The sequence below is a fragment of the Yinghuangia aomiensis genome, from assembly GCF_039542225.1.
GTDB lineage: Bacteria > Actinomycetota > Actinomycetes > Streptomycetales > Streptomycetaceae > Yinghuangia > Yinghuangia aomiensis.
In genome coordinates, this window is sequence record NZ_BAABHS010000046.1 from 36,723 (window position 1) to 62,340 (window position 25,618).

General features: G+C 73.9%; 21 protein-coding genes. 14 read left to right on the top strand and 7 right to left on the bottom strand.

Annotated features, from left to right (window positions below):
• Nucleotides 1–205 precede the first annotated feature (205 nt).
• The 5 genes from ABEA93_RS37310 to ABEA93_RS37330 all read left to right on the top strand — a co-directional run bounded on the left by ABEA93_RS37310 (nt 206) and on the right by ABEA93_RS37330 (nt 5,287).
• Complete coding sequence (locus ABEA93_RS37310) at nt 206–1,753, top strand: N-acyl-D-amino-acid deacylase family protein (RefSeq protein WP_345680402.1); 1,548 nt, start codon at nt 206–208, stop codon at nt 1,751–1,753.
• A 7-nt stretch (nt 1,754–1,760) separates the two neighbouring features.
• Nucleotides 1,761–2,579 carry an IclR family transcriptional regulator gene (locus ABEA93_RS37315; protein ID WP_345680403.1) on the top strand — a complete coding sequence of 273 codons (819 nt, stop codon included), beginning with the start codon at nt 1,761–1,763 and terminating at the stop codon, nt 2,577–2,579.
• Nucleotides 2,576–3,781 carry an alanine racemase gene (locus ABEA93_RS37320; protein WP_345680404.1) on the top strand — a complete coding sequence of 402 codons (1,206 nt, stop codon included), beginning with the start codon at nt 2,576–2,578 and terminating at the stop codon, nt 3,779–3,781. The genes ABEA93_RS37315 and ABEA93_RS37320 overlap by 4 nt, the downstream gene beginning before the upstream one ends.
• Before the next feature lie 85 nt (nt 3,782–3,866).
• Nucleotides 3,867–4,868: a sugar kinase gene (locus tag ABEA93_RS37325; RefSeq protein WP_345680405.1), complete on the top strand. Its 1,002-nt coding sequence runs from the start codon at nt 3,867–3,869 to the stop codon at nt 4,866–4,868.
• A 38-nt stretch (nt 4,869–4,906) separates the two neighbouring features.
• Entirely contained in the window at nt 4,907–5,287 is a 381-nt protein-coding gene (locus ABEA93_RS37330) for a RidA family protein (protein ID WP_345680406.1), read from the top strand.
• Between the two features lie 155 nt (nt 5,288–5,442).
• Here the strand turns inward: ABEA93_RS37330 and ABEA93_RS37335 are convergent, their stop codons facing one another.
• Both ABEA93_RS37335 and ABEA93_RS37340 read right to left on the bottom strand, forming a co-directional pair.
• Complete coding sequence (locus ABEA93_RS37335) at nt 5,443–7,383, bottom strand: glycerophosphodiester phosphodiesterase (protein WP_345680407.1); 1,941 nt, start codon at nt 7,381–7,383, stop codon at nt 5,443–5,445.
• A 145-nt stretch (nt 7,384–7,528) separates the two neighbouring features.
• Nucleotides 7,529–8,944 carry an amidase gene (locus tag ABEA93_RS37340; protein WP_345680408.1) on the bottom strand — a complete coding sequence of 472 codons (1,416 nt, stop codon included), beginning with the start codon at nt 8,942–8,944 and terminating at the stop codon, nt 7,529–7,531.
• Nucleotides 8,945–9,195: 251 nt separating this feature from the next.
• On the opposite strand from ABEA93_RS37340, the gene ABEA93_RS37345 reads away from it, so the two are divergent.
• The 4 genes from ABEA93_RS37345 to ABEA93_RS37360 all read left to right on the top strand — a co-directional run bounded on the left by ABEA93_RS37345 (nt 9,196) and on the right by ABEA93_RS37360 (nt 13,952).
• The gene (locus ABEA93_RS37345) at nt 9,196–10,440 is read left to right on the top strand and encodes a CaiB/BaiF CoA transferase family protein (protein WP_345680409.1); all 1,245 of its coding nucleotides are present in this window, start codon (nt 9,196–9,198) and stop codon (nt 10,438–10,440) included.
• A 160-nt stretch (nt 10,441–10,600) separates the two neighbouring features.
• Nucleotides 10,601–12,076 (top strand): OB-fold domain-containing protein, encoded by a 1,476-nt coding sequence (locus tag ABEA93_RS37350; RefSeq protein ID WP_345680410.1) that lies wholly within the window; start codon nt 10,601–10,603, stop codon nt 12,074–12,076.
• A gap of 2 nt (nt 12,077–12,078) precedes the next feature.
• Nucleotides 12,079–13,272 (top strand): acetyl-CoA acetyltransferase, encoded by a 1,194-nt coding sequence (locus ABEA93_RS37355; protein ID WP_345680411.1) that lies wholly within the window; start codon nt 12,079–12,081, stop codon nt 13,270–13,272.
• Between the two features lie 224 nt (nt 13,273–13,496).
• Nucleotides 13,497–13,952, top strand: a complete 456-nt coding sequence (locus ABEA93_RS37360; RefSeq protein WP_345680412.1) for a MarR family winged helix-turn-helix transcriptional regulator — start codon at nt 13,497–13,499, stop codon at nt 13,950–13,952.
• A 47-nt stretch (nt 13,953–13,999) separates the two neighbouring features.
• Here ABEA93_RS37360 and ABEA93_RS37365 read toward each other — a convergent pair whose 3' ends face one another.
• Nucleotides 14,000–14,590 (bottom strand): hypothetical protein, encoded by a 591-nt coding sequence (locus ABEA93_RS37365; RefSeq protein WP_345680413.1) that lies wholly within the window; start codon nt 14,588–14,590, stop codon nt 14,000–14,002.
• 351 nt (nt 14,591–14,941) lie between these two features.
• Here ABEA93_RS37365 and ABEA93_RS37370 point away from each other — a divergent pair, with 351 nt between their 5' ends.
• Nucleotides 14,942–15,400, top strand: coding sequence for a hypothetical protein (locus tag ABEA93_RS37370; protein WP_345680414.1), 459 nt, complete (start codon nt 14,942–14,944; stop codon nt 15,398–15,400).
• 346 nt (nt 15,401–15,746) lie between these two features.
• On the opposite strand, the gene ABEA93_RS37375 is transcribed toward ABEA93_RS37370, so the two are convergent.
• Nucleotides 15,747–16,109: a DUF6401 family natural product biosynthesis protein gene (locus ABEA93_RS37375; RefSeq protein WP_345680415.1), complete on the bottom strand. Its 363-nt coding sequence runs from the start codon at nt 16,107–16,109 to the stop codon at nt 15,747–15,749.
• Between the two features lie 79 nt (nt 16,110–16,188).
• Here ABEA93_RS37375 and ABEA93_RS37380 point away from each other — a divergent pair, with 79 nt between their 5' ends.
• Nucleotides 16,189–16,395 (top strand): hypothetical protein, encoded by a 207-nt coding sequence (locus tag ABEA93_RS37380; protein ID WP_345680416.1) that lies wholly within the window; start codon nt 16,189–16,191, stop codon nt 16,393–16,395.
• 69 nt (nt 16,396–16,464) lie between these two features.
• Here the strand turns inward: ABEA93_RS37380 and ABEA93_RS37385 are convergent, their stop codons facing one another.
• Nucleotides 16,465–17,547, bottom strand: coding sequence for a rod shape-determining protein (locus ABEA93_RS37385; RefSeq protein ID WP_345680417.1), 1,083 nt, complete (start codon nt 17,545–17,547; stop codon nt 16,465–16,467).
• A 364-nt stretch (nt 17,548–17,911) separates the two neighbouring features.
• Here ABEA93_RS37385 and ABEA93_RS37390 point away from each other — a divergent pair, with 364 nt between their 5' ends.
• Complete coding sequence (locus tag ABEA93_RS37390; protein WP_345680418.1) at nt 17,912–19,543, top strand: PP2C family protein-serine/threonine phosphatase; 1,632 nt, start codon at nt 17,912–17,914, stop codon at nt 19,541–19,543.
• A 127-nt stretch (nt 19,544–19,670) separates the two neighbouring features.
• On the opposite strand, the gene ABEA93_RS37395 is transcribed toward ABEA93_RS37390, so the two are convergent.
• On the bottom strand, nt 19,671–21,125 hold the full coding sequence (locus ABEA93_RS37395) for a DNA-binding protein NsdB (RefSeq protein WP_345680419.1): 1,455 nt from the start codon (nt 21,123–21,125) through the stop codon (nt 19,671–19,673).
• Nucleotides 21,126–22,564: 1,439 nt separating this feature from the next.
• On the opposite strand from ABEA93_RS37395, the gene ABEA93_RS37400 reads away from it, so the two are divergent.
• Nucleotides 22,565–23,512 (top strand): aminoglycoside phosphotransferase family protein, encoded by a 948-nt coding sequence (locus ABEA93_RS37400; protein ID WP_345680420.1) that lies wholly within the window; start codon nt 22,565–22,567, stop codon nt 23,510–23,512.
• 177 nt (nt 23,513–23,689) lie between these two features.
• On the opposite strand, the gene ABEA93_RS37405 is transcribed toward ABEA93_RS37400, so the two are convergent.
• Entirely contained in the window at nt 23,690–24,172 is a 483-nt protein-coding gene (locus ABEA93_RS37405) for a hypothetical protein (protein ID WP_345680421.1), read from the bottom strand.
• 163 nt (nt 24,173–24,335) lie between these two features.
• Between ABEA93_RS37405 and ABEA93_RS37410 the strand changes: the two genes are divergently transcribed.
• The gene (locus tag ABEA93_RS37410) at nt 24,336–25,445 is read left to right on the top strand and encodes an NAD-dependent epimerase/dehydratase family protein (RefSeq protein ID WP_345680422.1); all 1,110 of its coding nucleotides are present in this window, start codon (nt 24,336–24,338) and stop codon (nt 25,443–25,445) included.
• Nucleotides 25,446–25,618 lie beyond the last annotated feature (173 nt).

Sequence of the window (25,618 nt, forward strand, 5' to 3'; positions counted from 1 at the left end):
TGATGCGGGACGTTAGGGAGCCGTTCACTTCGGCGGCAATAACCGCGGGCGATCGTTGTGCACTGCAAAACACGGTGCCGCGAAACTGGCACACGGCACGGTGTTGGTCGTAACGTCCCTGGTCATCGCTCTCTGGCCGAACATGGTCTAGACCGCCTGGGCGGAATCGGCGAAGATTTCGACGGCATACGACGGGAGGACGCGGGTGTACGACGTGCTGCTGCGCGGCGGCTGGGTGCTCGACGGCACCGGGGCGCCCGCGTTCCGTGCGGACGTCGCGGTCGAGGACGGCCGCATCGCCGCCGTGGGCGCCCTGCCCGGCGCCGGCGCCGCGACGGTGGTCGACGCCACCGGGCGCTATGTGGCGCCCGGATTCGTCGACGCGCACGTGCACGGCGACGCCGCGGTCCTCGACCCCGCGGTGCAGTTGGCCGCGCTGCGGCAAGGCGTGACCACGTTCGTCCTCGGCCAGGACGGGCTGTCGTACGCCCCCGCCACACCCGCCGCCCTGGCCTTCGCGACCCGCTACTTCGCCGCCGTCAACGGCACCCACCCCGGGCTCGGGCCGGGACCGGTGTCGGTCGCCGACCTGCTGGCCACCTACACCGGCACCACCGCGCTCAACACCGCCTACCTGGTGCCGCACGGGACCGTGCGGCACAGCGTGCTGGGCGCGACCGCCCGCGCCGCGGACCCGGCCGACCTGGCCGCGATGGCCCGGCTGGTCGAGCAGTCCCTCGACGAGGGCGCGTGCGGGATCTCCACCGGCCTCGAATACGTCCCCGGCCGCTACGCCGACACCGCCGAACTCGCCGCGCTGACCGCCGTCGCCGCCCGCCGCGGGCTCCCCCACGTCTCGCACATGCGCGGCTACGAATCCGCCGCGTCCGGCGCGATGACCGAGCTGCTCGCCGTCGCCCGCGCCTCCGGCGTCGCCACCCACGTCTCGCACTACCACGGCCCCGCCGACGAACTCGTCGCCCTGGTCGACGACGCCCGCGCCTCCGGCCTCGACCTGACCTTCGACGCCTACCCCTATCTGCGCGGATGCAGCATCCTCGCGATGGTCGCGCTGCCCCGCGACCTCGACGACCCCGACCCGGACCGCACCCTCGACGCCCTCGGCGACCCCGCCGTCCGGGCCCGGCTCGCCGCCGAGACCGACCCGGACCTGTGGCCGCGGATCGTCCTCGCGCACGTGCCCGCCGACGACTTCGCCTGGGCGGAAGGACTGCGCCTGACCGACGCGGCCCGCAAGGCCGGCTCCTCCCCCGCCGCGTTCTGCGCCGAGCTGCTGCTCGCCACCCGCCTCCAGGCCGGCGCCGTGTTCGACCAGCCGCCGACCAACTCGGACGCCTCGGTCCGGGCCCTGCTGCGCCACCCCGCGCACATCGGCGGCTCCGACGGCATCTACATCGGCGGCAGCCCCCACCCCCGCGGCTGGGGCGCGTTCGCCCGGATGCTGGCCCGGCACGTCGTGGAACTCGGCGACTGGACCTGGGAGCAGGCCGCCGTCCACCTCGCCGCCCACCCGGCCCGCCGCTTCGGCCTCACGGACCGGGGCATCGTCCGCACCGGCATGGCCGCCGACCTCGCCGTCATCGACCCGCACGCCGTCGCCGACCGCGCCGACTACGGCGACGCCCGGCAGGTCGCCGACGGCATCGCCGACGTCCTCGTGGCCGGGGTCCCCGTCCTGGCCGACGGCGCCCTCACCGGGCGCACCCCGGGCCGACCGCTGAGCCCGAGGTGACCCGCCGATGACGAATCCCGCCCGTCCGCGCACCGGCGCGGCCGTGACCGCGATCGGCGACCGCAACCAGTCCGCGTCGCTGCGCCGGGCGCTGCTCGTCCTCGAGCACGTCCGCGACCACGCCGGGCACGCGCCCGGGCTCACCCTGACCCAGATCGCCGAGGCGCTCGGACTGTCCAAGAGCACCGTGCTGCGCCTGGCGGCCCCGCTGCTCGATGCCACGCTGCTGACCCGCGACCGGGAGTCCGGGCACTTCCGGCTCGGCTCGGGGGCGCTGGCGCTCGGGCAGGCCTACCTGGCCGGGCTCGACCTGCGCACCGTCGCCTCCGACGAGGCGCACCGGCTGATGCGCGAGTGGGGCGGCACGGTGCACCTGTGCGTCCCCGACGCGCCGCACGTCGTCTACATCGACAAGGTCGAGAACGAGACCCAGGTGCGGATGGCGTCCCGGATCGGCTCCCGGGCCCCGATGTACTGCACCGCGGTCGGCAAGGCCATGCTCGCGTGGCTGCCCGAGGAAGCCGTCGGCACGGTGATCGCCGCCGGCCTGCCCGCGATCACCGCCCGCACCCTCACCGAACCCGACGCGCTGCGGGCCGAGTTGGCGCGCATACGGACGCGCGGCTACTCCGTCGACGACCGCGAGAACGAACCGGAGGTGCGCTGCGTGGCAGCCCCGATCTTCGACCACGACAACACGGTGACCGGAGCACTGTCGCTCTCCGGCCTGACCTCGCGCGTCACCGCCGCGCGGGTGCGCGACCTCGGCCCGGCCGTGGCCGCGGCCGCACAGCGCGTGTCCCGGACGCTGGGAGCGACGCGATGAGCGGCCTCGGCACGTTCGACGGCTTCGACAAGGGACTGTGGCTGACCGGCGACGCCGTTCCGGAAGCCGACCTGGCCTCCGGCGGACTCTCGCTCTTCGACGGTCCGTTCACGTATCCGGTGATGGTCGCCCGGCAGTCCGCGCTGGACGCGAACATCGCCACCATGGCCGCGTACACCCGCCGCCACGGCATGCTCTTCGCACCGCACGGCAAGACGTCGATGGCCCCCAAGCTGTTCGCCGCGCAACTCGCCGCCGGGGCTTGGGGCATCACCGTCGCCACGCCCAACCAGGCACTGGCCGCGCGGAACTTCGGGGTACCTCGGCTGCTCCTCGCCAACGAGGTGCTGGATCCGCGCGCACTGCGCTGGGTCGCCGCGCAGGTCCGCGACGGCGCCGAACTGCCCTTCTACGTCGACTCCCCCGAGGGCGTGGCCGCCGCCGCGCGCGCGGTCGCGGAGGTGCCCGGCGGCCGGCTGGACGTGCTCGTGGAGCTGGGCCGGCCGGGCGGCCGCACCGGCTGCCGCTCGGCCGCGGAGGCCGCGGCGCTCGCCCGCACCGCGGCGGACGCGGGACTCGGCGTGGCGGGCGTCGCCGGATACGAAGGCGGACTCCCCGACGCCGACGCCGTCACCGCATGGCTGCGCGACCTGGTCGCGGTCGGCGACGCCGTCGCGGAGATCGCGCCGGGCGAGCCGATCGTCTCGGCGGGCGGCAGCGCGTGGTTCGACGCGGTCGCGGCCGTGCTCGGCGGGCTGCCGGACCGCACGGTGATCCTCCGCAGTGGCGCGTACGTCTCGCACGACGACGGCTACTACCGGCGCGTCACGCCCTTCGTCCGGCACCCGGACGAGGGCGCCCTCGACGGCGCCCTCGACGTGTGGGCGCAGGTCCTGTCCGCTCCGGAGCCGGGACTCGCGATCCTCGGAGCCGGGCGCCGCGACGTCCCCTTCGACCTGGACTTGCCCCGGCCCCGCGGCATCCGCGGCGCGGACGGCACCGTCCGCCCGGCGGGTGCCATGGCGGTCGTCAAGCTGGACGACCAGCACGCGTACGCGGAGACCCGCGGCACCGACGTCCGGCCGGGCGACCTGGTCCGCCTCGGCATCTCGCATCCGTGCACGGCGTTCGACAAGTGGCGGGTCATTCCGGTCGTCGACGACGCGTACCGGGTGACCGACGTGCTGCGCACCTACTTCTGATGCCGTTCCACCGGCTGCCCCTCGGCGTCCGCTCTGCCGCTGCGGCGCCGGCCACGCAATTCTTTCGCAAGAGACGGGGATTCGGATGAACAGCCACGGCGGTCCGTTCGACGTGGTGACGCTCGGCGAGACGATGGCCTTGCTGAGCGCGCCGCGGATCGGCCCCCTCAGACACGCCCGCAGCCTGGACGTCGCGGTCGGCGGCGCGGAGTCGAACGTCGCGGTCGGGCTGACCCGGCTGGGGCTGCGGGTCGCCTGGCTCGGGCGCATCGGCGACGACGAGTTCGGGCGTCTCGTGCACGGCACCCTGGCCGGCGAGGGGGTCGACGTGTCCGGGGCGGTCGTCGATCCCGGCGCACCGACCGGGCTCATGGTGAAGGCCCGGCGCACCAACACCTCGACCGAGGTGACGTACTACCGGGCCGGCAGCGCCGGTTCGCGGCTGTGCCGGAAGGACGTCGACGCCGCGCTGCTGCGCGGCGCCCGGGTCCTGCACGTCACCGGGATCACCCCCGCGCTGTCCGCCTCGGCGCGCGACGCGGTGGACGCCGCGCTCGCCGAGGCGGACACCGGCACCCTGGTGTCGGTGGACCTGAACTACCGGCAGGCGCTGTGGCCGCCCGCCGACGCTGCGCCCGTCCTGCGGCGCTTGGTGGAACGCTGCGACGTGCTGTTCGCGACCGAGTCCGAAGCCCGCCTGGTGCTGGGCGACCCGCGGGCGGGCTCCGGCGCCGACGGCCCGTCGCCGGTGGAGCTCGCCGTACAGCTGGCCGATCTGCCGGGCGGCCCGCGGCAGGTGCTGCTCAAGCGCGGCGCGCGCGGCGCGGTCGCGGTGGTCGACGGCGCCGTGTACGAGGCGCCGCGGCACCACGTCGAGGCGGTCGACCCCGTAGGAGCGGGCGACGCGTTCGCGGCGGGCTACCTCGCCGAGCTGCTGGCGGGGTCCGACGTGCCGGCCCGGCTGGCGACCGCCGCCGCGGCGGGTGCGTTCGCCGTGACCGTCAGCGGCGACTGGGAGGGCCTCCCGCGCCGCGACGAACTGGCGCTGCTGCAACTACTGGACGCGGACGACGCCGTCGTCCGCTGATCACCGACTCCGCACAACGGAAGGCAAGGAAAAGGCACATGACCCGCATCGAACTCCGCAGCACCGGCGCGCCCGCCCCGGGCGGCACCTATTCGCAGGGCATCGACGCCGGCGCGTTCGTGTTCACGTCGGGGCAGGGCCCGAACGACCCGGAGACCGGCAAGCCGGTCGGCGACGACATCCGCACGCAGACGCGGCGGACGCTGGACAACCTCAAGGCCGTCCTGGCCGAGGCCGGGCTGGACTTCGGCCATGTGGTGAAGGTGACGACGCACTTGCAGCACCTGCAGCGCGACTTCGCCGGCTACGACGAGGTCTACCGCGAGTACTTCGAGGAGCCGTACCCGGTGCGCACGACGGTCGGGTCGGACCTGATGGGCATCCTGGTGGAGATCGACGTAGTGGCGCAGCGGCCGTAGGGCACCGGCCCGGGACCCGGGACGAGCCGGACGCCGGGCGGCCGCCTCCCGACGCGACGTGCGTCGGGAGGCGGCCGCCTTCGTCGTCCGGCTCGTCCGGCTCATCCGGCTCGTCCGGCTCGTCCGGCTCATCCAGCTGGTCCTGCTCGTCCGGTTTACCGCCCCGCGAGCGTGTTCGCGTCCGCGACGACGGTCTTGGCCGCCGCGGCCGGGATGCCGCGCCCGGCCTGGTTGTCCGCCCACTGCGCGATCTGCTTCCAGTGGCCGTGCGCGAGCATCGTGGTCAGGGTCGCGACCGCGTTGTCGTCGGCCTTGGAGGTGAGGATGACGTGCGCGAGGCCGGTCGGGGTGACCGCGACGGTGAAGGCCGTGGAGGCGGTTGCCTTGCCGCCCGCGCCGGTCGCCTCGGCGCGCAGCATGTGCGGGCCCGCGGGCAGCGTCCGCAGATCGAGGGCGGTTCCGTCGGCGAGCGGGGTGCCGTCGAGGCTGAGCACGGTCGTGTCGGCGCCGGTGGCGGCGGCCCCGGCGAGCGGGGTCTGGGCGCGGTCGAGCGTGGCCCCGTCGGCGATGCCGGTGATGCGCACGGTGGGCGCGGCGGGCGGCTGGGGTGCCGGGCGCTGGAGGAAGGCCGAGTTCCAGCCGACGAGTTCCGCGGGCCGGTTGGTGATGACCCCGTCCACGCCGGCCGCTTCGAGGGACTGCCAGCGGTTGGCCGCGTCGACCGTCCACACCATGAGCGCGACCCCGGCCTTGTGCAGGTCGGCGATGACGCCCGGCCGCGCGGACAGTGCCGCGTCGGACGGGTTGTACGCGGCCAGGCCGAGTTCCGCGGAGATCGCCACCGGGTCGGCGTCCAGCGTGCTGCGCAGCAGGCCGCGTGGCAGTTCGGGGGCGAGGTCGCGGACGTGGCGCAGCGCGTCGACTTCGAAGCTCTGCACGAAGACCCGGTCGGTCATGCCGTGGTCGCGGATGTCCTGGACGATGCGGGCGACTTCGTCGCGTGTGTGGGCGCCCTTGATCTCCAGCAGGAGTTTCCCGCCGCGGGTGCGGAGGTCGTCGAGCTGCGCGGCGAGGGTCGGGATGCGGGCGCCGGCGTACTGCGGGGCGAACCAGGATCCGGCGTCCAGGGCGGCGAGTTGCGCGGCGGTGAGGCCGCGGATCGCGCCGGTGCCGTTGGTGGTGCGGTTCACGGTGTCGTCGTGCAGGACGTGCGGGATGCCGTCCTTGCTGGGCTGGACGTCGTTCTCGATCCACTCGGCGCCGGCCCGGCGGGCCACCTCGTCGGACGCGAGGGTGTTCTCGGGGGCCGCGGACGAAGCACCGCGGTGCGCGATCACGGTGAGCGGCGAACCGGCCGGGCGCAGATACCCGCCGGGCGCCAGCGCGGTGATCCGGACGTCGTCGAAGGCCACCTTGGCCCCGTTGACCAGCAGGGCTTGGCCGCCGTCGGCGGAGCGCTGGACGCGGGTGGTGCGCAGGACTTCGCGGCCGTCGAAGAACCAGCGCGCGGTGCCGCCGTGCACCTCGACGGCGACCTTGACGTCGCGTCCGGTGCCGGCCGCGGCGGGTGCGGAGCCGGTGTCGGTGACGTTCCAGGCGTTGGCGGCGGTGCGCTGGGCGAACTCGATGCCGTTGGCGGCGGTGGTGCCGGTGCGCATGGTGGCGATCGACCACGGGACCGCGCCGTCGGCGGGGACGTCGAGGCCGAGTGCGGTCCAGCGGGCCGCGTCGGCGGCGGTTTCGAAACGGGCGGTGGCCTCGAAGCGGAAGTCGGCGAGGTGGCGGCCGAAGGTGATCCGGCTCTGCTGCCCCGAGGACGTGGAAGTCCCGTACAGGCGGCCGCCGCTGACGGCCCATTGGCCTTCCACGGTGGTCCAGCCGTCGGGCAGGCGTCCGGACGAGAAGTCCTCGTCCACCACGACGTCGCCGGGCTGTGGCGCGGTCGCGGCCGGAGCGGCGGCGGTTGCGGAGGCGTTTTCGGGGACGTTTTCGGGGGCGGCAGCCGCGATGGTGAGCGGCAGGACGGCGGCGGCCAGCACCGCCGCGCCCAGCATCGTGGCCCGGCGGGAACGGGCCGGGGTGTGCGTGATCGGCATGGCCGCGACGCTAGGAAGCCGAGGTCAACGCCCGGCGACGCGGCGGCCAAGCCCCCGGCAACGCACATCGACGTCTTTGCTCGTCGATTACTGGCAGATGGCTGTCTCCTTGCCAACTGCGGTGCCGGGGACTGTGCCGGACCCGTCAGCGGGCGGCGGGCGCGGCCGGCAGCACGTCGCCGTCCAGGAGCTGGCCCGCGAGCCGGAACAGCACCGCTTCGTCGCCGTACGCTGCGGCCAGCTGCACCGACATCGGCAGCCCCTCGGGGGTGCGCCCGCCGAACGGGACGGCCGCGGCGGGCTGCCCGGTGACGTTGAAGAGGCTGGTGAACGCGGCCATCCCGCGCATGCCCTGGAGGGTGGCCGCGGCGTCCCCGTTCGGGTCCAGGCGCCCGAGCGGCGGCGGGGTGACGGCCATCGCCGGGGTGAGCAGCACGTCGATGCCGTCCATGAAGCGGGCGATGAGCCGTCCGGTGGCGTGCATGCGCTCGATGCCGTCGAGGTACTGCGGCAGCGTGATCTTGCGGGCGTGGGCGACGACGATCGCGGTGGCCCCGTCGAGGTCGCCGTCGCGCAGGTCGCGGCCGAGTTCGGCGAGGCGCTTGTCGACGGTGCGGGCGGTGTGCGGGCCGCTGACGGCGGCGACGATTTCGCCGGGCCGGACCAGGTTCGCGGGCCAGGAGAGCTGGTCGATGCGGTGGCCGAACGAGGCGAGGCGGGCGGCGGCGTCCGCGGCGGCGCGCCGGCACGCCGGGTCGACCTCGACGGCCGGGTCGGGGGCGTCGACGAGCAGGCCGATGCGCAGCCGGCCCGGGTCGGCGCCGACCTCGTCGCGATAGGGGCGGCGCGGTGCGGGGGCGGCGTACGGTTCGCCGGGTGCGGGCGCGCCGAGGATGTCGAGGAGTGCGGCGCTGTCGCGCAGGCTGCGGGTGACCATGTGGGCGCCGGACAGTCCGGCCCACGCGTCGGCGGTGTCCGGGCCGAGGCTGACCCGGCCGCGGCTGGGCTTGAGGCCGAAGAGGCCGCAGCAGGCGGCGGGGATGCGGATCGATCCGCCGCCGTCGGTGGCGTGCGCGAACGGCACGATGCCGGCGGCGACCGCGGCGGCCGAGCCGCCGCTGGAGCCGCCGGTGCTGTGCGCCGGGTTCCAGGGGTTGTGCACGGCACCGGTGAGGCCGGGTTCGGTGCTGGTGCCGAAGCCGAATTCCGGGGTGCCGGATTTGCCGAGGATCGCGGTGCCGGCGGCGCGCAGCCGGGCGACGACGGTGCTGTCGTGGTCGGCGGGTGCGGCGTCGGCGAACAGCCGGGAGCCGTTCTTGGTGGGGAGGCCGGCGACATCGCAGCCGAGGTCTTTGATCAGGGTCGGCACTCCGGCGAACGGCCCGCGCGCGTCCGCGGCACGGGCCTGGTCCTCGGCCGGGGTGACGACGGTGTTGAGGGCCTGCCGGTCGGCCAGCACGGCGAGTGCCGCGTCGAGGACTTCGGACCGGGTCACTTCCCCTTTGGCGACCAGCGCCGCGATGCCCGTGCCGTCCAGCTGCGTGTACTCGTCCGCGCGCAATTCCGCTCCTCCCGCCGGGCCCCCGTGGGAAGGACGCTAGGCGAAGACGGAGGAAATGTGCAGGGGGCACACAGTCGCGCGGGCCCCGTGCGTGCCGTCCGTCACGCCCGCTCCCCCTGCTTATCTGACTCTCCGTCAGCTATGGTGGCAAAGCAGGGTGGACACCCCTGACGCGGCCCACTCCACCCCGGAAGGCGCTGGTCAGGGGGCTCATCCCGGCGGAACGCGGCACCACCATGGACGGAGACACAATGCGCGTCGGAGAGGTCGTTGGCGCCGACCGGACACGGTACGGCAAGCCCCTGGACGGGATCCGGGTCCTCGCCATCGAGCAGATGCAGGCCCTGCCCTTCGCGACCCAAATGCTCGCGCGCTTCGGCGCCGAGGTGATCAAGGTCGAATCCCCCGGAACCGGTGATTCCGGCCGCGGCTCGCTTCCCGCGATGTCCGACCCGGACGGCCGCAAGGTCGGAATCACGTTCCTGCGCAACAACCTCGGCAAGCGCAGCATCACCGTAGACCTCAAGAACCCCGAGGGCCTCGCCCTCGTGCGCGAGCTGGCCAAGAAGGCCGACATCGTGTGCGAGAACTTCAAGGCCGGCGTAGCCGCCCGCCTCGGACTCGGCTACGAGGACATCAACAAGATCAACCCGCGGGCGGTCTACCTCTCGGTGTCCGGCTTCGGCAACACCACCGAGACCCCCTACGCGGGCTGGCCCGCCTACGCCCCCGTCGCCGAGGGCATGGCCGGCCTCTACGAGTTCAAGCGCACCCCCGGCGTCGCCCCCACCGTGTCCCCGCTGGGCGCGCTCGGCGACACCGGCTCCGCGCTGTTCGCGATCATCGGCGTGCTCGCCGCCCTGCGGCACCGCGACGCCACCGGCGAAGGCCAGTACGTCGACATCTCCATGTACGACGCGATGGTCGCGCTCAACGACGCCGGCCTCAGCTACTGGTCGATGGGCATGAAGGACCCCGGTCTCGCGCCGCTCATCAACCACTCGTTCAAGGCGTTCGACGGCTACCTGATCATCCAGTGCGGCCGCCCGCACATGTTCAAGGGCCTCGCCGAACTGGTCGGCCACCCCGAGTGGGTCGACGACCCGCGCCTGGCCGGTCCACAGGACTGGTTCAACCACATCGAGGACGTCATCCGCCCCGGCATCGAGAACTGGGCCGCGGACAAGACCCGTCTGGAGGCGTGCGCCGCCCTCAGCGCGGTCGGCGTCGCGTCCGGCCCGGTCTACAACCCCGGCGACGTGATCGACGACGACCACATCAAGAACCGCAACATGGTCGTCGAGATGTCCCGCACCGACGGCAACCCCGAGCCGGTCCTGTCGCCCGGCAACCCGGTCAAGCTGTCCAAGATGGCCGAGGGCCCGGAAACCCGCGTCCCGTGGCTCGGCGAGCACACCGAGGAAATCCTGCGGGACGAACTGGGGTTGTCCGAAGAGGAGATCACCCGGCTCGCGGCGGTCGGCGCCACCGGCTGACAAGGGCCGGCACCGACCGGCACAGTACTGCCGAACAAACGCACGGCCTGAGCACACGCACAGCTCTGATCGGAACTGCTGGAATGCGACGACTCGGCGGGCCCCGCTGCGAGGCCCGTACCGCGAGCGTCGACGAGCGGAAGTGACGGTACCGACCACGATGACCACACCGAACCACGGAGGCGCCGTGCGCGGCATCCTGGGCTACGGCGCGTACCTGCCGTACCGCCGGCTCGACCGCAAGGGCATCGCCCCGGTCGCGGGCACCGGCGGCGGCCGCGGCACCCGCACCGTCGCGTCGTTCGACGAGGACACCACGACCCTCGGCGTCGAGGCGGCCCGCAACGCGCTGCGCGACACCCCCGGGGCCGCGCCGCGTTCGCTGCTGTTCGCCACGGTCGCGCCCGCCTACGCGGACCGCACCAACGCGACCGCCATCCACGCCGCGCTGCGCCTCGACGGCGGCGTGCCCGCGATCGACGCGACCGGCTCGGTCCGCTCCGCGGCCGGCCTGCTGCGCCTGGCCCTGGACGGGTCCGGCAGTGCCCTGGTGATCGGCGCGGACATCCGCGGCGGCCTGCCCGGCAGCGCCGACGAAGCAGCCGGCGGCGACGGCGCCTCCGCGCTGCTGGTCGGCTCCGACGCGGACGGCCCGGTCCTCGCCGAATACCTCGGCGGCGCAAGCGCGACGGCCGAGTTCGTCGACCGGTGGCGCACCCCCGGCGACACCCGGTCGAAGCTGTGGGAGGACAAGTTCGGCGAGAACCAGTACCTCGCCGCGGGCCGCCGGGCGTGGACCGACGCGCTCAAGGCCACCGGCCTGACCGCGGACCAGGTCGACCACGCCGCGGTCGCGGGCCTGCACGCCCGCGCGGTGGCCGGCCTCGGCCGCAAGCTCGGCGTGCGCGAAGGGGTGCTCGCGGACGACCTCGCCGCGACCGTGGGCACCACCGGCGCCGCGCACCCGGGCGTGCTGCTGGCGTCCGTGCTCGACTCCCTCGCCGGCACGGACGCGGCGGCCGGCAAGGTCGTCGCCGTGGTCGTGCTGTCCGACGGCGCCGAGGTGTTCCTGTTCCGCACCACCGAAGCGCTCGCCGCGCACGCCCCGTCGCGGCCGGTCGCCGCGCAGGTCGCGGGCGGCGCGCCGATCGCCTACGGCAAGTTCCTCGCGTGGCGCGGCACCCTCCAGGTCGAGCCGCCGCGCCGCCCGGAGCCCGCCCGCACCTCGTCGTCCGCCGCGGTCCGGTCCCTCGACTGGAAGTTCGGCTTCGTCGGCTCGCAGGACCGCAGCTCCGGCGCGGTGCACCTGCCTCCCGCCCGCGTGTCGATGCGCGGCGGCACGGTCGACGACATGGACGCGATCCCGATGGCGGACTCCGTCGGCACCGTGAAGACGTTCACGATCGACCGGATGGCCTACTCGCCGTCCCCGCCGGTCGTGTTCGCGGTCGTCGACTTCGACGGCGGAGGCCGCCTGCCGATCGAGCTGACCGACATGGACGCCGACCAGGTCAAGATCGGCGACCGGGTCGAGCTGACGTTCCGGCGCATCGGCACCGCGGACGGCATCCACAACTACTTCTGGAAGGCCCGCCCGGTGCGGACCGCTTCCTCCGAGTCGGCGCAGGAGGCCTGACCATGGGATCCCACGGCATCAAGGACCGCGTCGCCATCGTCGGCATGGGCTGCACGCCCTTCGTCGAGGCCTGGGACAAGGGCACCGACGACCTGCTGATCGACGCCGCGCAGGACACCTTCAAGTCGGCCGGCATCGCCAAGGACGACATCGACGCGTTCTGGCTCGGCACCGCGCAGACCGGCATGAGCGGCATGGTGCTGTCCAAGCCGCTGCAGCTGCAGAACAAGCCGGTCACGCGCGTCGAGAACATGTGCGCCACCGGGTCGGAAGCGCTGCGGCAGGCCGCGTACGCGGTCGCGTCCGGCGCCTACGACGTGGCGATGGCGATCGGCGTCGAGAAGGTCAAGGACGGCGGCTACCAGGGCCTCAACGCCTTCCCGGTGCCCGGCGACGGCACCGCCCGCACGCTGACCGCGGCCGCGATGTTCTCGATGGTCGCGCCCGCGTACGGGCACAAGTACGGCGTCTCCGAAGAGGAGATGCGCTCGGTCCTGTCGCACATCGCGTCGAAGAACCACTACAACGGCGCCCGCAACCCGCGCGCGCAGTTCCGCAAGGAGATCGCCCCGGAGAAGATCTCCGCGATGCCGAAGCTCGCCGGCCAGCTCGGCGTCTTCGACTGCGCGGGCGTCGCGGACGGCGCCGCGGGCGCGATCGTGGTGCGGGCCGAGGACGCGTACAAGTACACCGACAAGCCGCTGTTCATCAAGGCGCTGTCGATGGTCGCGGGCAACGGGTCGGGCGTCATCGACCCGGACTACGACTACACGACGTTCTGGGAGATCGCCGAGTGCGCGCGCGACGCGTACGCCCAGGCCGGGGTCACCGACCCGCGCAACGAGATCGCGATGGCGGAGGTGCACGACTGCTTCACGCCGACCGAACTCGTCCTCATGGAGGACCTGCAGTTCGCCGACCGCGGTACCGCCTGGAAGGAGGTCCTCGCGGGGGCCTTCAACCTCGACGGCCGGCTCCCGGTCAACCCGGACGGCGGCCTGAAGTCGTTCGGCCACCCGGTCGGCGCGTCCGGCCTGCGCATGATGTTCGAGGCGTGGCTCCAGATGCGCGGCGAGGCCCCGGCCGAGCGGCGCATCCCGGAGACCGGCCGCAAGCTCGCGCTGACCCACAACCTGGGCGGCTACCCGGGCGAGATGGTGTCGTTCATCTCGATCCTCGGCAACGAGCTGGGCTGACCCTCCGCCACGGCAAGCACACGCAGAACGCAGCACGCAGAACGCAGCATCGGAAATCCCGTCCGCAAGGGCGGGATTTCCGCATGTCAGGGGGTCTTTGGCGGGGTCCGGCGGCGGTGGTTGACTTGAAGCCGGGTTGAACTCCTAGGCTCGGCTGGACCGGGTGCCGAAGCCGGGGGAGCCGCCGAGACGGCGGCCGGCGTCGACGAAAGGGGCGTGCGATCGTGAGCGTCAAGCAGTATCCCGCCGAGGTGCTTGCCACCCAGCCCATCGGCTTCTGGACGGGCACCGCGGACCGCGCCATCGTCGCCTACCTGCGCCGCACCCTCGCCAAGGAGCAACTCACGCTCCCGCAATGGTGGTCGCTGCACCAGATCGCCGCCTTCCCGGGCCGCTGGACCTGGGACACCCTCGCCGCCCGCCTCGCCCCGTTCGCCTGCCCCGGCATGGAATTCGGCCCGGTCTTCGCCGGACTCGTGGTCCGCGGCTGGGCCGACGACCGGGACGGCGCCGTCCGGCTCACCGCGGCCGGCGACGCCGGATTCGCCAAGGCCCGCGCCCGCATGGAGAAGGCATACGCCCGCATCCGCGACGGCATCACGGAAGCCGAATTCGTGGCCGCCGTGGACGTCCTGCGCCGCATGGTCGACAACGTGGGCGAGGACAGCGACCTGCTGTAAGTCCCGGCCGCCCGGGCCGGGTCCGCTGCCCGGGTCCGCCCCGCGCGCTATCCCGCGGACTGCCCGCTCCCTTGTCCCGCAGCCTGTCCGGCCGGCTGTCCGGTCGCCGCGAGCAGCCGGCTCTTGAGCCTCGCGAAGTCCGCCTCGTTGAACTCGTACGGCACCGTGCCCGCGTCCCCGTAGTCGTCGTACGTCGTGTACGGCGTCACCGTCAGGCACACGAACCCGCCCTGCGCGTCCCGCCATTCGAGCCCGGCCTCGTAGCCCTTGTCCGGCGCCAGCGAACGGCACGGCACCGCGCCATGGTCCGTCCCGAACACCGCGGTGATCCTCCAGCGCGCGGCCGGCGCCCCGCAGTCCACCGTCGCGGGCCGCGGCGCCGCGCCCATGAACCCGTCGAACGCGGCCAAGCAGGTGCCGACCTGGGCGTCGGGCTTCCGGTCCGCGTCGTCCTGCAGCACGAACCGGTACACCGGATACGCCGCGGCCGCCGCCAGCACCAGCACCCACGCCCCGACCCGGAGCCCGCGCCGCCGCCCCGGCGCGGCACGCCGCGGGGCGCGGTGCCCGGCACCGGTATCGGACGGTGCCAGGGCGGGCGCGGGGTCGTACGGACGTGCACTGGACGGTTTCACCATGCGTGTCTCCGGGGCGTTGCTGGGACTGGCGAATCGCGGGTGCGTCGTGCGGTAGCCCCGCACCTTATCCACGCCGCCCGGCACACGGAATGGTCTAAACCAAATTGATGCGCAGCGGTTTGCGCCCGGTGCCGAGCGGCGTCCCGTCCGGCACCCCCGCCGTCTCCTCCGGCCGGTCGGAGGCACGGTCCGCAGGTCGGACTTCCGTCTGATCGGGCGTAGTTCTCAGGACGCACGTGCGAACCGCCCTGAAGCTGACGTGCAACCGGGCACCTCGCCGCAATCATGGAGAGAAAGGGGGGCTGCGTCCGCGGCCTCCCGGCACACAGCGTCGCGAGGGAGACGTGCACCATGCTCAAGTCGGTCCTGGTCGTCGGGGCGTCCGTGGCCGCATTGGCGGGGATCGGCGTGGTGGCCGGCGTGCCGATGGTGCACGGGTGGCTCGACGAGCGCCACGAGCAGGAGGGCACTTACCCCACAGGCAAAGAGGCCAAGGCGGATCGCGTGGCCATGCCGGTGTGGCTGCCCGACGGGGCGACCGACGTGCATTTCAAATTCCGCACCACCGACGGCAACCGGATCCTGACCGCGCGGCTGCCGGACGGCAAGCTGCCCCCGACGTGCGTGCCGACTTCGGGGCACCACCGGCCGGGGCTCACCGCATCGTGGTTCCCGCAGGGTGTGGTGCACAAAGAGACGGTGCGCTGCGGAAAATACTGGGGCTACACCGAGAAGAACACGTTGTACGCGTGGCAGCGGGACCGTGACGCGGGCAGCGAGCACGCGGCCGAACCGGTCCACCTGCCCTGACGGTTTCCCGCGGGGGACGACGCTTCCGGGCACCGGCACGGGCGGACTTCCGCCGGTCGTACCGGGGCACCGCTCGACATGCCGGTGCCCGGGCGGTCTGCCCGCACCCCTGTAGCGGGCAGCCTCGCAGGCAAACAATAGAACAGGTTCTATGGTTCGGGAAACCGACCGGTTCCGGTTCGTCCGGGCTTTTTCCCCAGGCAGGCTTACAGCGTAAGGCTGCCGGGCGCCTGCGGTTCGGGTCCTGCACCAATCCGCGGAAATTCCCGCGGAAATCGACGGGGACCGCGGGCGGGATGATGCAGATTTGCCGGTATTTGCCGTGGTTCCGCGGAAGGCGCCGCACTCACCGGCCGAGCAGGTCGTGCTCCCTGATCAGCCAGCAGATCGCGGTCAGCCGCAGTGCGGCGAAGTCGTAGCCGACGGGTTCGCGCCAATCGGCCTCGGCAAGGACGTCGGTGAAACCGAGGACGTAGTCGGCAAGGTCCTCGCGGTCGACCGCGCGCGGCCCGGGGAGGGCCAGGACGGGCCCGTACGGCTGCGGACCGCGCTGCCCGGGGATCAGCGCGTCGCACACCGCGGCGGCGTGCTGGTCGACGGCCGCGACCAGCCCGGGGTCGAAGGCGAACTCGGCCAGGCGCGGCGAGTACGCGGACGCTATCCCGGCCAGCGGCGAGCCGGGCGGTACGGCGTCGGGTGATATGCCCACCAGTCGACTGTAACGCGCAGTATCGACACACCTCGCCGATTCCGCGATCCCGCACGTCCGCGATGCGAGCATCGGGGACATGACCGACCCCGACGCCTGGTACTTCTGCCTGAAGCACCACACCGCCGAGCAGGGCGCCGGCTGCCGCGCCCTCGACCGCCTCGGCCCCTACCCGGACCGCGCCGCCGCCGGGCACGCCCTGGAAAGCACGGCCGAGCACACGCGCGAAGAAGACGCCAAGGACGCCGCCTGGGAGGACGGCGCCGGGCCGGAGAGGCAGACCTGAGCCCTGCTCCCCCTCACCCCTCACCCCCGAGCCGAGCCCGGAACCCCCACCGGGCCCGGCTTCCCCGCGCTACGCCACCGGCGCGAACTCGTCCGGTTCCCCGACCGGCTGCTCGCCGATGTCGACGCGCGACGGCTCCGGGTCCTTCGGCGTGCGGGCCGCGCCGCGGCCCTCGGCCAGCTTCGCCAGACCCATCACCACCCGCAGATGCGGATCGTCCGCCACGTGCACCGGCATCCCCGTCGCGGACCGCACCAGATCGTCCAGGCCCGGGATCAGCGCGCCGCCGCCCGTCAGGATGATGCCGCGGTCCGCCAGGTCGACCACCAGGTCCGGCGGCGACCGGCGCAGCACGCCGGTGATGCCGTCGATCAGCGCCGCCAGCGGCGTGCCGATCAGGTCGCGCACTCCCCCGGCGTCGATCGCGACGTTGCGGGCCAGCCCGCTGCCGACGTCCTTGCCGGTGACGGCCATCGGCTGCGCCTCGGCACCGCTCAGCCGCAGATAGATGTCGCGCACGGCGCCGTTCGGCAGGATCACGCCGTGCCGGCTCAGCAGGTGCTCGGTGATCGCGTGCTCGATTGCGTCGCCGCCGACGTGCACGATCGTGGACGCCACCACCGCCCCCAGCGACAGCACCGCGATCTGCGACGTGGCCGCCCCCACGACCACGACCATCGCGGCCTCCGGCACGTCGACGGTCAGGCCGCAGCCGACCGCGGCGGCCACCGGTACGTCGACGAGTTCGACCCGTTTGATGCCCAGGCCCTGCATCGCCAGGGTCGCGGCGCGCCGGGTCAGCGGGCCGCTGTCGTGCGGGACGCCCACGATCGCCCGCATGGTGCTCGGGAGCCGCCAGATCGGCGCAAGCCGACGGCTCATCAGGTGGCGCAGCATCGACTGCGCCAGTTCGGCGTCCACGACGGTGCCGCTGGCGATGGGCCGGGCGACTCGGATGTGGTCGGGCGTGCGGCCGACCATCCGCGCCGCGACCGAACCGACCGCGACGAGGCTTCCGGTCCGCGTGTCGACGGCCGCCAGGCTCGGCTCGTCGACGGCAAGGCCGTGATTCTTGAGGTGGATACGTGTCCGTGACGCCCCCAGGTCCACGGCCACATGGCAACGCCGCATTGCGGCGGGATCGACTCCCACGGGATCCTCCCGTTCGGTACGACTCAGCACTCCGCCGCGGGCTGTGCGGCTATGCGCCGCGGGACGTACTGCGGAACGAGATTCCATCCTGTGTCGGGACCAACCGGTCCGCGCGCCGACTGCGCCGTGCGGGTGACGCGCGCCGGGGGCGGCGGAGGCCCGACACCCGCCCTGCAGCCGGTTCCGACCGCTGCCGGCCCCGAACGGCCCAGCGCACCAGTCGATTCCGGTCATCGCCGCGGTTACTCCGGATGGGCGGCGCGCGGACCGCACGAGCCTCCACCAATGTGGTGAAAACACCCCCGGCGCGCGGTTGCGTATGCGAGAGTCGGTGCGGCGGCACGGGACGGGCCAAGGCGGGTACATGCACGAGCGGCCGGAGTTCGACGCGGCGGATCTGACGGCGATGATGTCGAGGGTGGCCCAGCTTCGCGCACAGGTCGACGGTTTGCGGGACGGCTACGTGGCACACCGGGCGAGCCGGAACGCGCACGTGTGCGAACTCCTCGCCGACAGCCTCGAACAGTCCCTCGACCACCTCGCCCGACTCTGCGCGCCGATACGCGACGACTCCCCCACCCGCGAGCACTCCGGGTCGGCGGCGCCCCGCCGCCCGGCCGGATCCGGCGGGTCGCCCGCCCCGGTGCCGGACGTGTTCCGGTCCCAGCGCTACCTGCGCCCGCGCCTGATCGACACCGTCGTCGGCGAGACGCTCCTCCCCGCCCGGCCGACCGCGCCGCGCGACCTGCTGCTGCCGCCGGACGAACCGGTGCGCGGCCGCGGGCACGACGTCCACCCGCCGGTCGACCGCCCGCAGCCCGGCGGCGCCGAGCCGTCCGACGACGAGACCGCCGCCGACCCCGGCATCCCGCAGCAGCGCGGCAACGCCGGTCTCCTCGCCAGCGCCGAATGGCATCTCGACACCGACGAGATCCGCTGGTCCGACGAGATGTACGTGATCTTCGACCGCGACCCGATCTGCGGCCCGCTGCGCCTCGACGACCTGCCCCGCCACGTGCTGCCCGGCGATCTGCCCGCGGTGCAGGCGCTGGTGACCGGGCTGCTGGAGGAACTCGTGCCCGTCGAGGGCGAGTTCCGGCTGCTGCGCCGGGACGGTACGACGCGTTCGGTGCATCTGGTCGGGGAGCCGGTGCTGAACGCGGACGGCACCCCGCGCAGCGCCTGGGCGATCCTCCGCGACGTCACCGAACTGCGGTGGACCCAGGCCGCGTTGACGGAGACGCGTGAGCAGTTGGTGGCGCAGCGGCAACTGGCGCGCGACGAGCACCGCATCGCGTCCCAGCTGCAGCAGGCGGTGATGCCGCGGTGGACCCGCGCCATCGCGCTGCCCGGACTGCACGTCGCGACGCGGTACTTCCCCGCGGAGGCGACCGCACGCGTGGGCGGCGACTGGTACGACGGAATGGCGCTGCCCGACCGGACGGTCCTGGTCAGCCTGGGCGACATGGCCGGACACGGCCTGGCCGCGACCGCGGGGATGACCACCCTGCGCAGCGCGCTGCAAGGCTTCGCCGTCACCGGGGCGTCGCCCGGCGAAATGCTGTACTGGCTCAACCGGCTGCTGCTGCACGCGCTGCCCGCGGAAGCGATCGCGACCGCGATGTGCGGGCGGTACGACCCGGAGCGCCGGGTGCTGACATGGGCGCGCGCGGGACATCCCGCACCGCTGCTGTTCCGCGGCGGCCGCGGCCGCGTACTGCCCGCGCCCCAAGGCCTGGTGCTGGGTGCGCACGACGAGCCGGTGTACGAGGAAGCGCGGCTGGAACTGCGGGCCGGGGACGTCCTGTTGTGCTTCACGGACGGCCTCGTGGAGCGCCGCGGCCACGACATCGACGAGTCGCTGGACGAGCTCCTGGGGCTCGCCCCGCTGATCGCCGAGGCGGACGCGCCGTCGTGTGTGGACCTGGTGGTCAGCCGCCTGGGCACCACCGACTACGAGGACGACGCGTGCGTGATGGCGCTGCGGGTCGAGTGAGCCGGCCGCACGCCGCCGCGTGAACCGGGCCGGGTGAACCGGGCCGCGTGGGCCGACTGCCTTCGCGGAACGGGTGGATGCCCGGGCCCGCGTGGGGCCCGGGCGCGCCGCCGGATGCCGCTCGGGGTCAGGCCGTCGTCGGCCCGGACAGTCCGCCGCGTTCGGCGATCTCCTCGTGCAGGTCGCGGATCTCCGGGACGTCGGCGTAGCGGCCGGTGAGCTTGCGCATGTCGGTGAGCCGGTCCCACGTGCGGTGCGAGCTGACGTCGCGGGTGGCGTCGACGGCCATCCGGGCGTAGCGCGCGCCCGCGTCGGGCTGCCCGTCGATGAGGTAGGCCGAGGCCAGGGAGATCAGGTCGAACGTCTGCGACCGGGCGTGGCCTTGGGCACGCAACTCCATGGCCTTCTGGGCGTGTTCCTGCGCCGGGCGGACCGCGGACGGGTCGGTTTCGGCGAGCGTCCGGTAGACGAGGGCCTGCATGCCGTGCAGGTCGGCGGTGTCGAAGAAGCCGACCCAGTCCGGGTCGTCCTGCGGTTTGCCCGTGGTGAACTCGCTCTCGGCGAGGCCGAGGGTGCGGCGGCAGGCGGCGCCTTGGCCGAGCGCGGCCTGGGCCCAGGCTTCGACGGTGCGGAACATCGCGCGGGTGGTGGCCGTGGCCCGGTCGCCCGCGGTGTGCTGGGCGAGTTCGATGAGGGCCAGCGCATCGCGGGGCTTGCCGAGGTGCACCATCTGGCGGGCGGCCCGGGAAAGGGCCTCGGCGGCGCGCGGCAGGTCGCCGGCTTCGCGGGCGGCGTGCGCGCCGATGACGAAGTAGTTCTGCGCGGTGGGATTCAGGCCGACGTCGTGGGACATCCAGCCCGCGAGCACCGCGAGGTTCGCGGCGACCGCCCACAGCCGCCGGGTGACCGGGGCCGGGTTGGCCGCGGTGAGCAGGTTGCCGACCTCGTTCAACTGGCCGACCACGGCCTTGCGTTGCAGTCCCCCGCCGCGGTTGGCGTCCCAGGCGCGGAACACCGTGACGGCGTGTTCGAGGGCGGCGACCTCGTCCGCGCCGACCGGCCCCGCGTCGACGGGCGCGTACGAGGCGCGGTTGCCGAAGCTGCCGCGCTGCGGCGGCGGGACGACCGGGCGGGGGCCGTCCCCGCCGAGCCAGCGGTCGAAGTTGGTGACCAGGACGGGGCCCGCGACCAGGGCGAATCCCGTACCGACGAAGCCGCGCCGATTGAGCATGAGGTCCATTCCCGTGAACTCGGTCAAGGCGTCCACGGTGCGCTTGGTGCTCCACGGCAGTTCCTCGGGGATGGCGGGAACGTGGTGGCGGGGGCGCCCGGTGAGGCCCAGATCCTCGGAGGTGACGACACGTCCGAGTCGCTCGGTGAACAGCGCGGCCAGCACCCTCGGCACGGGATCGCGGGGGCACTCGCCGTCCTCCAGCCAGCGGCGCACCCGGGAGGTGTCGGTGGCGAGCTGGGGGTGCCCCATGCTCGCCGAGCGCCGGTTGACCAGCCGGGCGAGTTCGCCTTTGGACCAGCCTGTCAACGCGAACAGTTCCACCAGCTTGGTGTTGCGTTCGCGCCGCATGTGGCCCCGCCCCTCTTCCGGCCGCGGGCCGGCATCCGCTGTCTGATTCCGTGTGTGGTCCGAGTTGTCCGAACGGCGGACGGACCAGGGTCCGGTCCGCGGTCGGTGGTGTCCGCAGGATGGTGCGTCCGCGGTTCACGGCGAGCCCCCAGGCCGCTCGGCTTGACTCCGAGGCTAGTGCGGGGCGCGGAAGCGGAACCGGATTCGCCAGGGTTCGCCACGGTCCGCCACATGGATCACCACCCGGCGGTGGCGGTGTCGTGGATGGTGGATCCGGTCCGTGGGCACCCACCCGCCGACGCGGCCGGGTCCACCACCGGGGTCCGCCCCGGGGGCCCGGGCGAGGCACCACACGGTACGGCCGAACCCGGCGGCCCACAACCGCGGTTCCGGCCACCCGGTCCGCGCGGACGGCGCGCACGGAGAACGCACCGCCCGCGCGGCACCGGGCACCGGCCGGGACCGGGCACGACAGGCACCGACCCAGCACCGACCCAGCACCGAGATCCACAGACCCCACAGGAACAGACGCTCAGACCACCGAGCGAGTACCAGCACAGGCACCTGTCAGCACCACGATCGGAACCACGGCACGGCACCGGTCCACCGGCGCCGGCGGCCGGGCCGGGGCGGCCCCCAGGACGCTCCGGCCCAGCCGCCGCGCCGGATCGTGCGGAGCCGCACCGCGGCCGTCGGCATCGGGTCGGGCGAGGTGTCGGGCACTCCGGGAGCTTTCCCGGGCGGCCCGCACCGCGCCCGGCCGGAAGCCGGCGGAAGCGGGCTCCGCAGGGCCGGTGCGGGGTGTGCATCCCCCGACGGCAGGCCGCGTCCGCGCGGCCGGCGGTGCGGTGCGGTCCCTCCCGCGGAGCGGAGTCTCCGGCGGGCCGGGCCGGCCGCACCCCCGGCCGGTCCGCGGGGCACCGGCCCGCCGCCGGCCGCACCCCGCCGCCGTGTTCCGGTCGTCTCCCCCACGCCGGCCGACGGGTCGTCCCGGCGGACGGGGCCGCGGGGCAACCGCCTCGCGGCCGCGGCCGCCGGACGGCGCCCCGGTCCCTCACGGACCGGGCGCCCGACCCGCCGGACCCGCCCTGCACCCCAGGGCGCGGTGCTCCCCCCGGCATCTCCCCGGAGCAGGAAGGTCCTCGATGTCACCCTCTCCCTCATCCCCCGGCCGCGGCACCGCCGGTGCCGCATCGGCGGCCCGGTCCGGTGCCCCGCGCGGGTCCGGCCACGGCCCGACGGCGGCGCCCGCGCGGCGGCCCGCCCAGCCCGACACACCGGGTCGGCCGAGCGGCCTGTCGGGGCCGCGCACACCGGGCATGTCCGCCGCGGATCCCGCGGGCCGGCGTCCGACCGGGTCCGCCGCGGGGGCGTACTCGGCGGGCCGGGGCACCGCGCGCGAACCGGGGCGCGGGGGCGAGTCCGACGGGGGGCGGTCGATGCGCGAACCGCACGATCCGGGCCGTCCGGCCCGGGGCACCGAGCCGCGCGGCGACCAGCGCGGCGTCTCCCCGGTGCCGCCCGCGGTGGTCGCCGCGGCGGCGGCCCGGGTGTGCCCGGGGTTCGCGGCCGGCGCGGTCATGCGGGTGACCCGCAAGTCGGTGCTGATGACCGGCTCGGTGGGCCGCAATCCGGTGGTCGTGAAGTACCTGACGGACGATTCGCCGGCCTGGACGCAGCGGCTGCGGCACGAGATCTCCGCGTACCGGACGTTCACCCGGCAGCGGCCGCCGGTGCGGGTGCCGCGGCTGTTCGGCGCGGATCCGGAGCGCCGGGTGCTGGTCCTCGAGCACGTGCCGGGGCGGCCGGCCGCGGTGGAGCGCCACCCGGGGTCGGCGCTGGCGCGGGCGGACGTGCGGTCGGTGCTCCATGCGTTCGGGGCGCTGAACGCGTGGAAGCCGCCGTCCGGCTCGTTCCAGGCCGCGTTCGACTACTTGCCGCGCGTGCAGCGCTACCACGCGCTGGGGCTGCTGACCGATCGGGACGCGACCGATCTGGCGCAGCTGATCCGCGGCCTGGCGCGGGTGCCGCTGCAGCTGTGCCACGGCGACGCGATGTTCTCCAACATCCTGCTGACGTCGCACGGCCCGGCACTGGTCGACTGGGAGTTCGTCGGCTACCACCTCCCCGGGTACGACCTGGCGGTGCTGTGGTCGCTCCTCGCCCGGGATCCGCTGACGCGCCGTCACATCGGGCAGGTGGCGCAGCAGGGCGGGTCGTTCGCCCGCGACGCGTTCCTGGTGAACCTGATGCTCGTGCTGGTGCGGGAGATCCGCATCCACGACCGGGCCGCGGCGGGCGAGGAAGACCGGCGGCTGCTGCGCCGCCTCCACGACGACAGCACCACCGTGCGGCGTGCCGTGCGCGCGGCGGTGGGCACGCACTGAGCAACCGGCGCAGGGGGACCGCGCTGCACCGGAGGGGAGGGTGAGGCCTCAGGGAGACACGCGACTCGGGACGAACGGCCGGAAGGCCGGCGGACTGCCATGGTCCGTCGGCCTTCCTCCGTGTCGGTGAGAGAGCGGTGCCGCGCACGGGCGGCGCGGGTGGGCGGGGCGGGCGGCTCAGCCGCCGAAGGACTCCGCCGGGATGGGCTTGAGCAGCGCGAAGATGTCGTCGGTGATGGGGCGGTCCCACGAGACGATGCGGACCAGGACGTCGTCGCTGCGGTCGAATTCCACGCAGGCGAGGCGGCCTTCGGCGTACTTGACGCGGCGCACGATCAGCAGGCCGTCGTCCTGCATCACAGGGTGTTCCTCGACGGACAGTTCCTCGGGCATCTCCTCGTGGCCGAGGGCGGCGACGAGTTGCTGCGCCTCGATGCGGCCGACGCCGTCCTCGCGGGCCGGGGAGCCGGCCGGGAGATTGCCGACGAGCATGGCGGGGCCGCGTCCGGCCAGCAGGTCGTACCGCACGAAGATCCCCTGGCAGGAGCCGTCGGCTCCGGGCAGCATCGCGACGACCACCGACCCGGGCCAGTCGGTGAAGGGGATGGCGAGGACGTCGAAGTCCGGCCCGGCGGGCGGGCGGCGGCGCAGGAAACCCATGGCCCCATGCTACGGCGTGCGGACCGGCGCATTCGCGCCGAGGGCCGCCCGCGGATTGCCCGCCCGTCCCGCTTGCACCGGCATTGACCTGCGGATACGGTCACCCCGTCCGGGATGGTGACGAAGTCAAGGATCTGCCGGGGGCGGCGGAGGGGCGGAACGCGTGGGCGAGCGCATCCTGGTGGTCGGCGGCACGGGCCCGACCGGGGTCCCTCTGGTACGCGGCCTGGTGGCGCGCGGACACGAGGTGACGATCCTGCACCGGGGTGTGCACGAGTCCGACGAGACGCCGCCGGAGGTGCGGCACCTGCACGCCGACCCGTACGACGAGGCGGCGGTCCGCGAGGCCGCGGCCGGTCCGGCATTCGACACCGTGATCGCGATGTACGGGCGGCTGCGCCGCATCGCCGAGGCGTGGGCGGGCCGCACCGGCCGGTTCCTGTCGGTGGGCGGCGTCCCGGCGTACCGCGGCTGGATGAACCCGGAGCTGGCCGGGCCGGGCGGGCTTCCGGTGCCGGTGGCGGAGGACGCGCCGCTGGTCGCGGACCCCGGGCAGGACGCCAAGGGCTACCGGATCGTGCGGACCGAGGAGGCGGTGTTCGCCCACCATCCGCGGGCGACGCATGTGCGCTACCCCTATGTGTACGGCCCGCGGCAACTCGCCCCGCGCGAATGGTGCGTGGTGCGGCGGGTGATCGACGGGCGGCGCCGGATCGTGGTCGCCGACCAGGGTCTGACGCTGCATCACCACGGCTACACGGAGAACCTCGCGCACGCCCTGCTGCTGGCCGTCGACTATCCGGAGCAGTCCGCGGGGCGGATCTACAACGCGGCCGACGACGAGGTGCTGACGGTGCGCCAGGTGATCGACGTGGTCGCCGAGGCACTGGGGCACACCTTCGAGGTGGTGTCGATGCCGTACGACCTCGCGGTGCCCGCCCGACCGTTGCTCATGCAGCCCGCCCCCGAGCACCGGGTGCTCGACCTGTCGCGGATCCGCGCCGACCTGGGCTACCGGGATTTGGTGCCGCCGCGCGAAGCGCTCGCGCGCACCGCGCGTTGGCTCGCGGAGAACCCGCCGCGGCCGGGCGGCACCGAGGAGACGGTGCTGACCGATCCGTTCGACTACGCCGCCGAGGACGGGCTGATCGCGGCGTGGGAGGGCCTGCGCGCCGCACTGCCCGACATGGCGTTCGACCCGCTGCCGGGGTTCGGTCTGGCCTACAGCGGCCCGGGCGGACGGCCGCGCAGCAAGCCGGAGTTCACCGCCTGACGAATTCCGGCGCACGACCTTCTGTACCGACCGTCACGTGTACACGAAAGGGATTCCCAATGACGAAGTCAAGTCGCTGGGACGGCGTCGTGTGATCGCGTCATGCCGCTGCGAGAGCGAGCTTGCGAGTGTCTGTGTGGAAGGTTCGCTGGTCGCGTATGAGTGCCCAGAGG

Excerpts from the sequence above, each read along its gene's own strand:
- ABEA93_RS37315 (WP_345680403.1), top strand. The coding sequence starts at position 1,761 with ATGACGAATCCCGCCCGTCCGCGCACCGGCGCGGCCGTGACCGCGATC.
- ABEA93_RS37320 (WP_345680404.1), top strand. The coding sequence starts at position 2,576 with ATGAGCGGCCTCGGCACGTTCGACGGCTTCGACAAGGGACTGTGGCTG.
- ABEA93_RS37325 (WP_345680405.1), top strand. The coding sequence starts at position 3,867 with ATGAACAGCCACGGCGGTCCGTTCGACGTGGTGACGCTCGGCGAGACG.
- ABEA93_RS37330 (WP_345680406.1), top strand. The coding sequence starts at position 4,907 with ATGACCCGCATCGAACTCCGCAGCACCGGCGCGCCCGCCCCGGGCGGC.
- ABEA93_RS37335 (WP_345680407.1), bottom strand. The coding sequence starts at position 7,383 with ATGCCGATCACGCACACCCCGGCCCGTTCCCGCCGGGCCACGATGCTG.
- ABEA93_RS37345 (WP_345680409.1), top strand. The coding sequence starts at position 9,196 with ATGCGCGTCGGAGAGGTCGTTGGCGCCGACCGGACACGGTACGGCAAG.
- ABEA93_RS37350 (WP_345680410.1), top strand. The coding sequence starts at position 10,601 with ATGACCACACCGAACCACGGAGGCGCCGTGCGCGGCATCCTGGGCTAC.
- ABEA93_RS37355 (WP_345680411.1), top strand. The coding sequence starts at position 12,079 with ATGGGATCCCACGGCATCAAGGACCGCGTCGCCATCGTCGGCATGGGC.
- ABEA93_RS37365 (WP_345680413.1), bottom strand. The coding sequence starts at position 14,590 with ATGGTGAAACCGTCCAGTGCACGTCCGTACGACCCCGCGCCCGCCCTG.
- ABEA93_RS37370 (WP_345680414.1), top strand. The coding sequence starts at position 14,942 with ATGCTCAAGTCGGTCCTGGTCGTCGGGGCGTCCGTGGCCGCATTGGCG.
- ABEA93_RS37380 (WP_345680416.1), top strand. The coding sequence starts at position 16,189 with ATGACCGACCCCGACGCCTGGTACTTCTGCCTGAAGCACCACACCGCC.
- ABEA93_RS37390 (WP_345680418.1), top strand. The coding sequence starts at position 17,912 with ATGCACGAGCGGCCGGAGTTCGACGCGGCGGATCTGACGGCGATGATG.
- ABEA93_RS37395 (WP_345680419.1), bottom strand. The coding sequence starts at position 21,125 with ATGCGGCGCGAACGCAACACCAAGCTGGTGGAACTGTTCGCGTTGACA.
- ABEA93_RS37400 (WP_345680420.1), top strand. The coding sequence starts at position 22,565 with ATGCGCGAACCGCACGATCCGGGCCGTCCGGCCCGGGGCACCGAGCCG.
- ABEA93_RS37405 (WP_345680421.1), bottom strand. The coding sequence starts at position 24,172 with ATGGGTTTCCTGCGCCGCCGCCCGCCCGCCGGGCCGGACTTCGACGTC.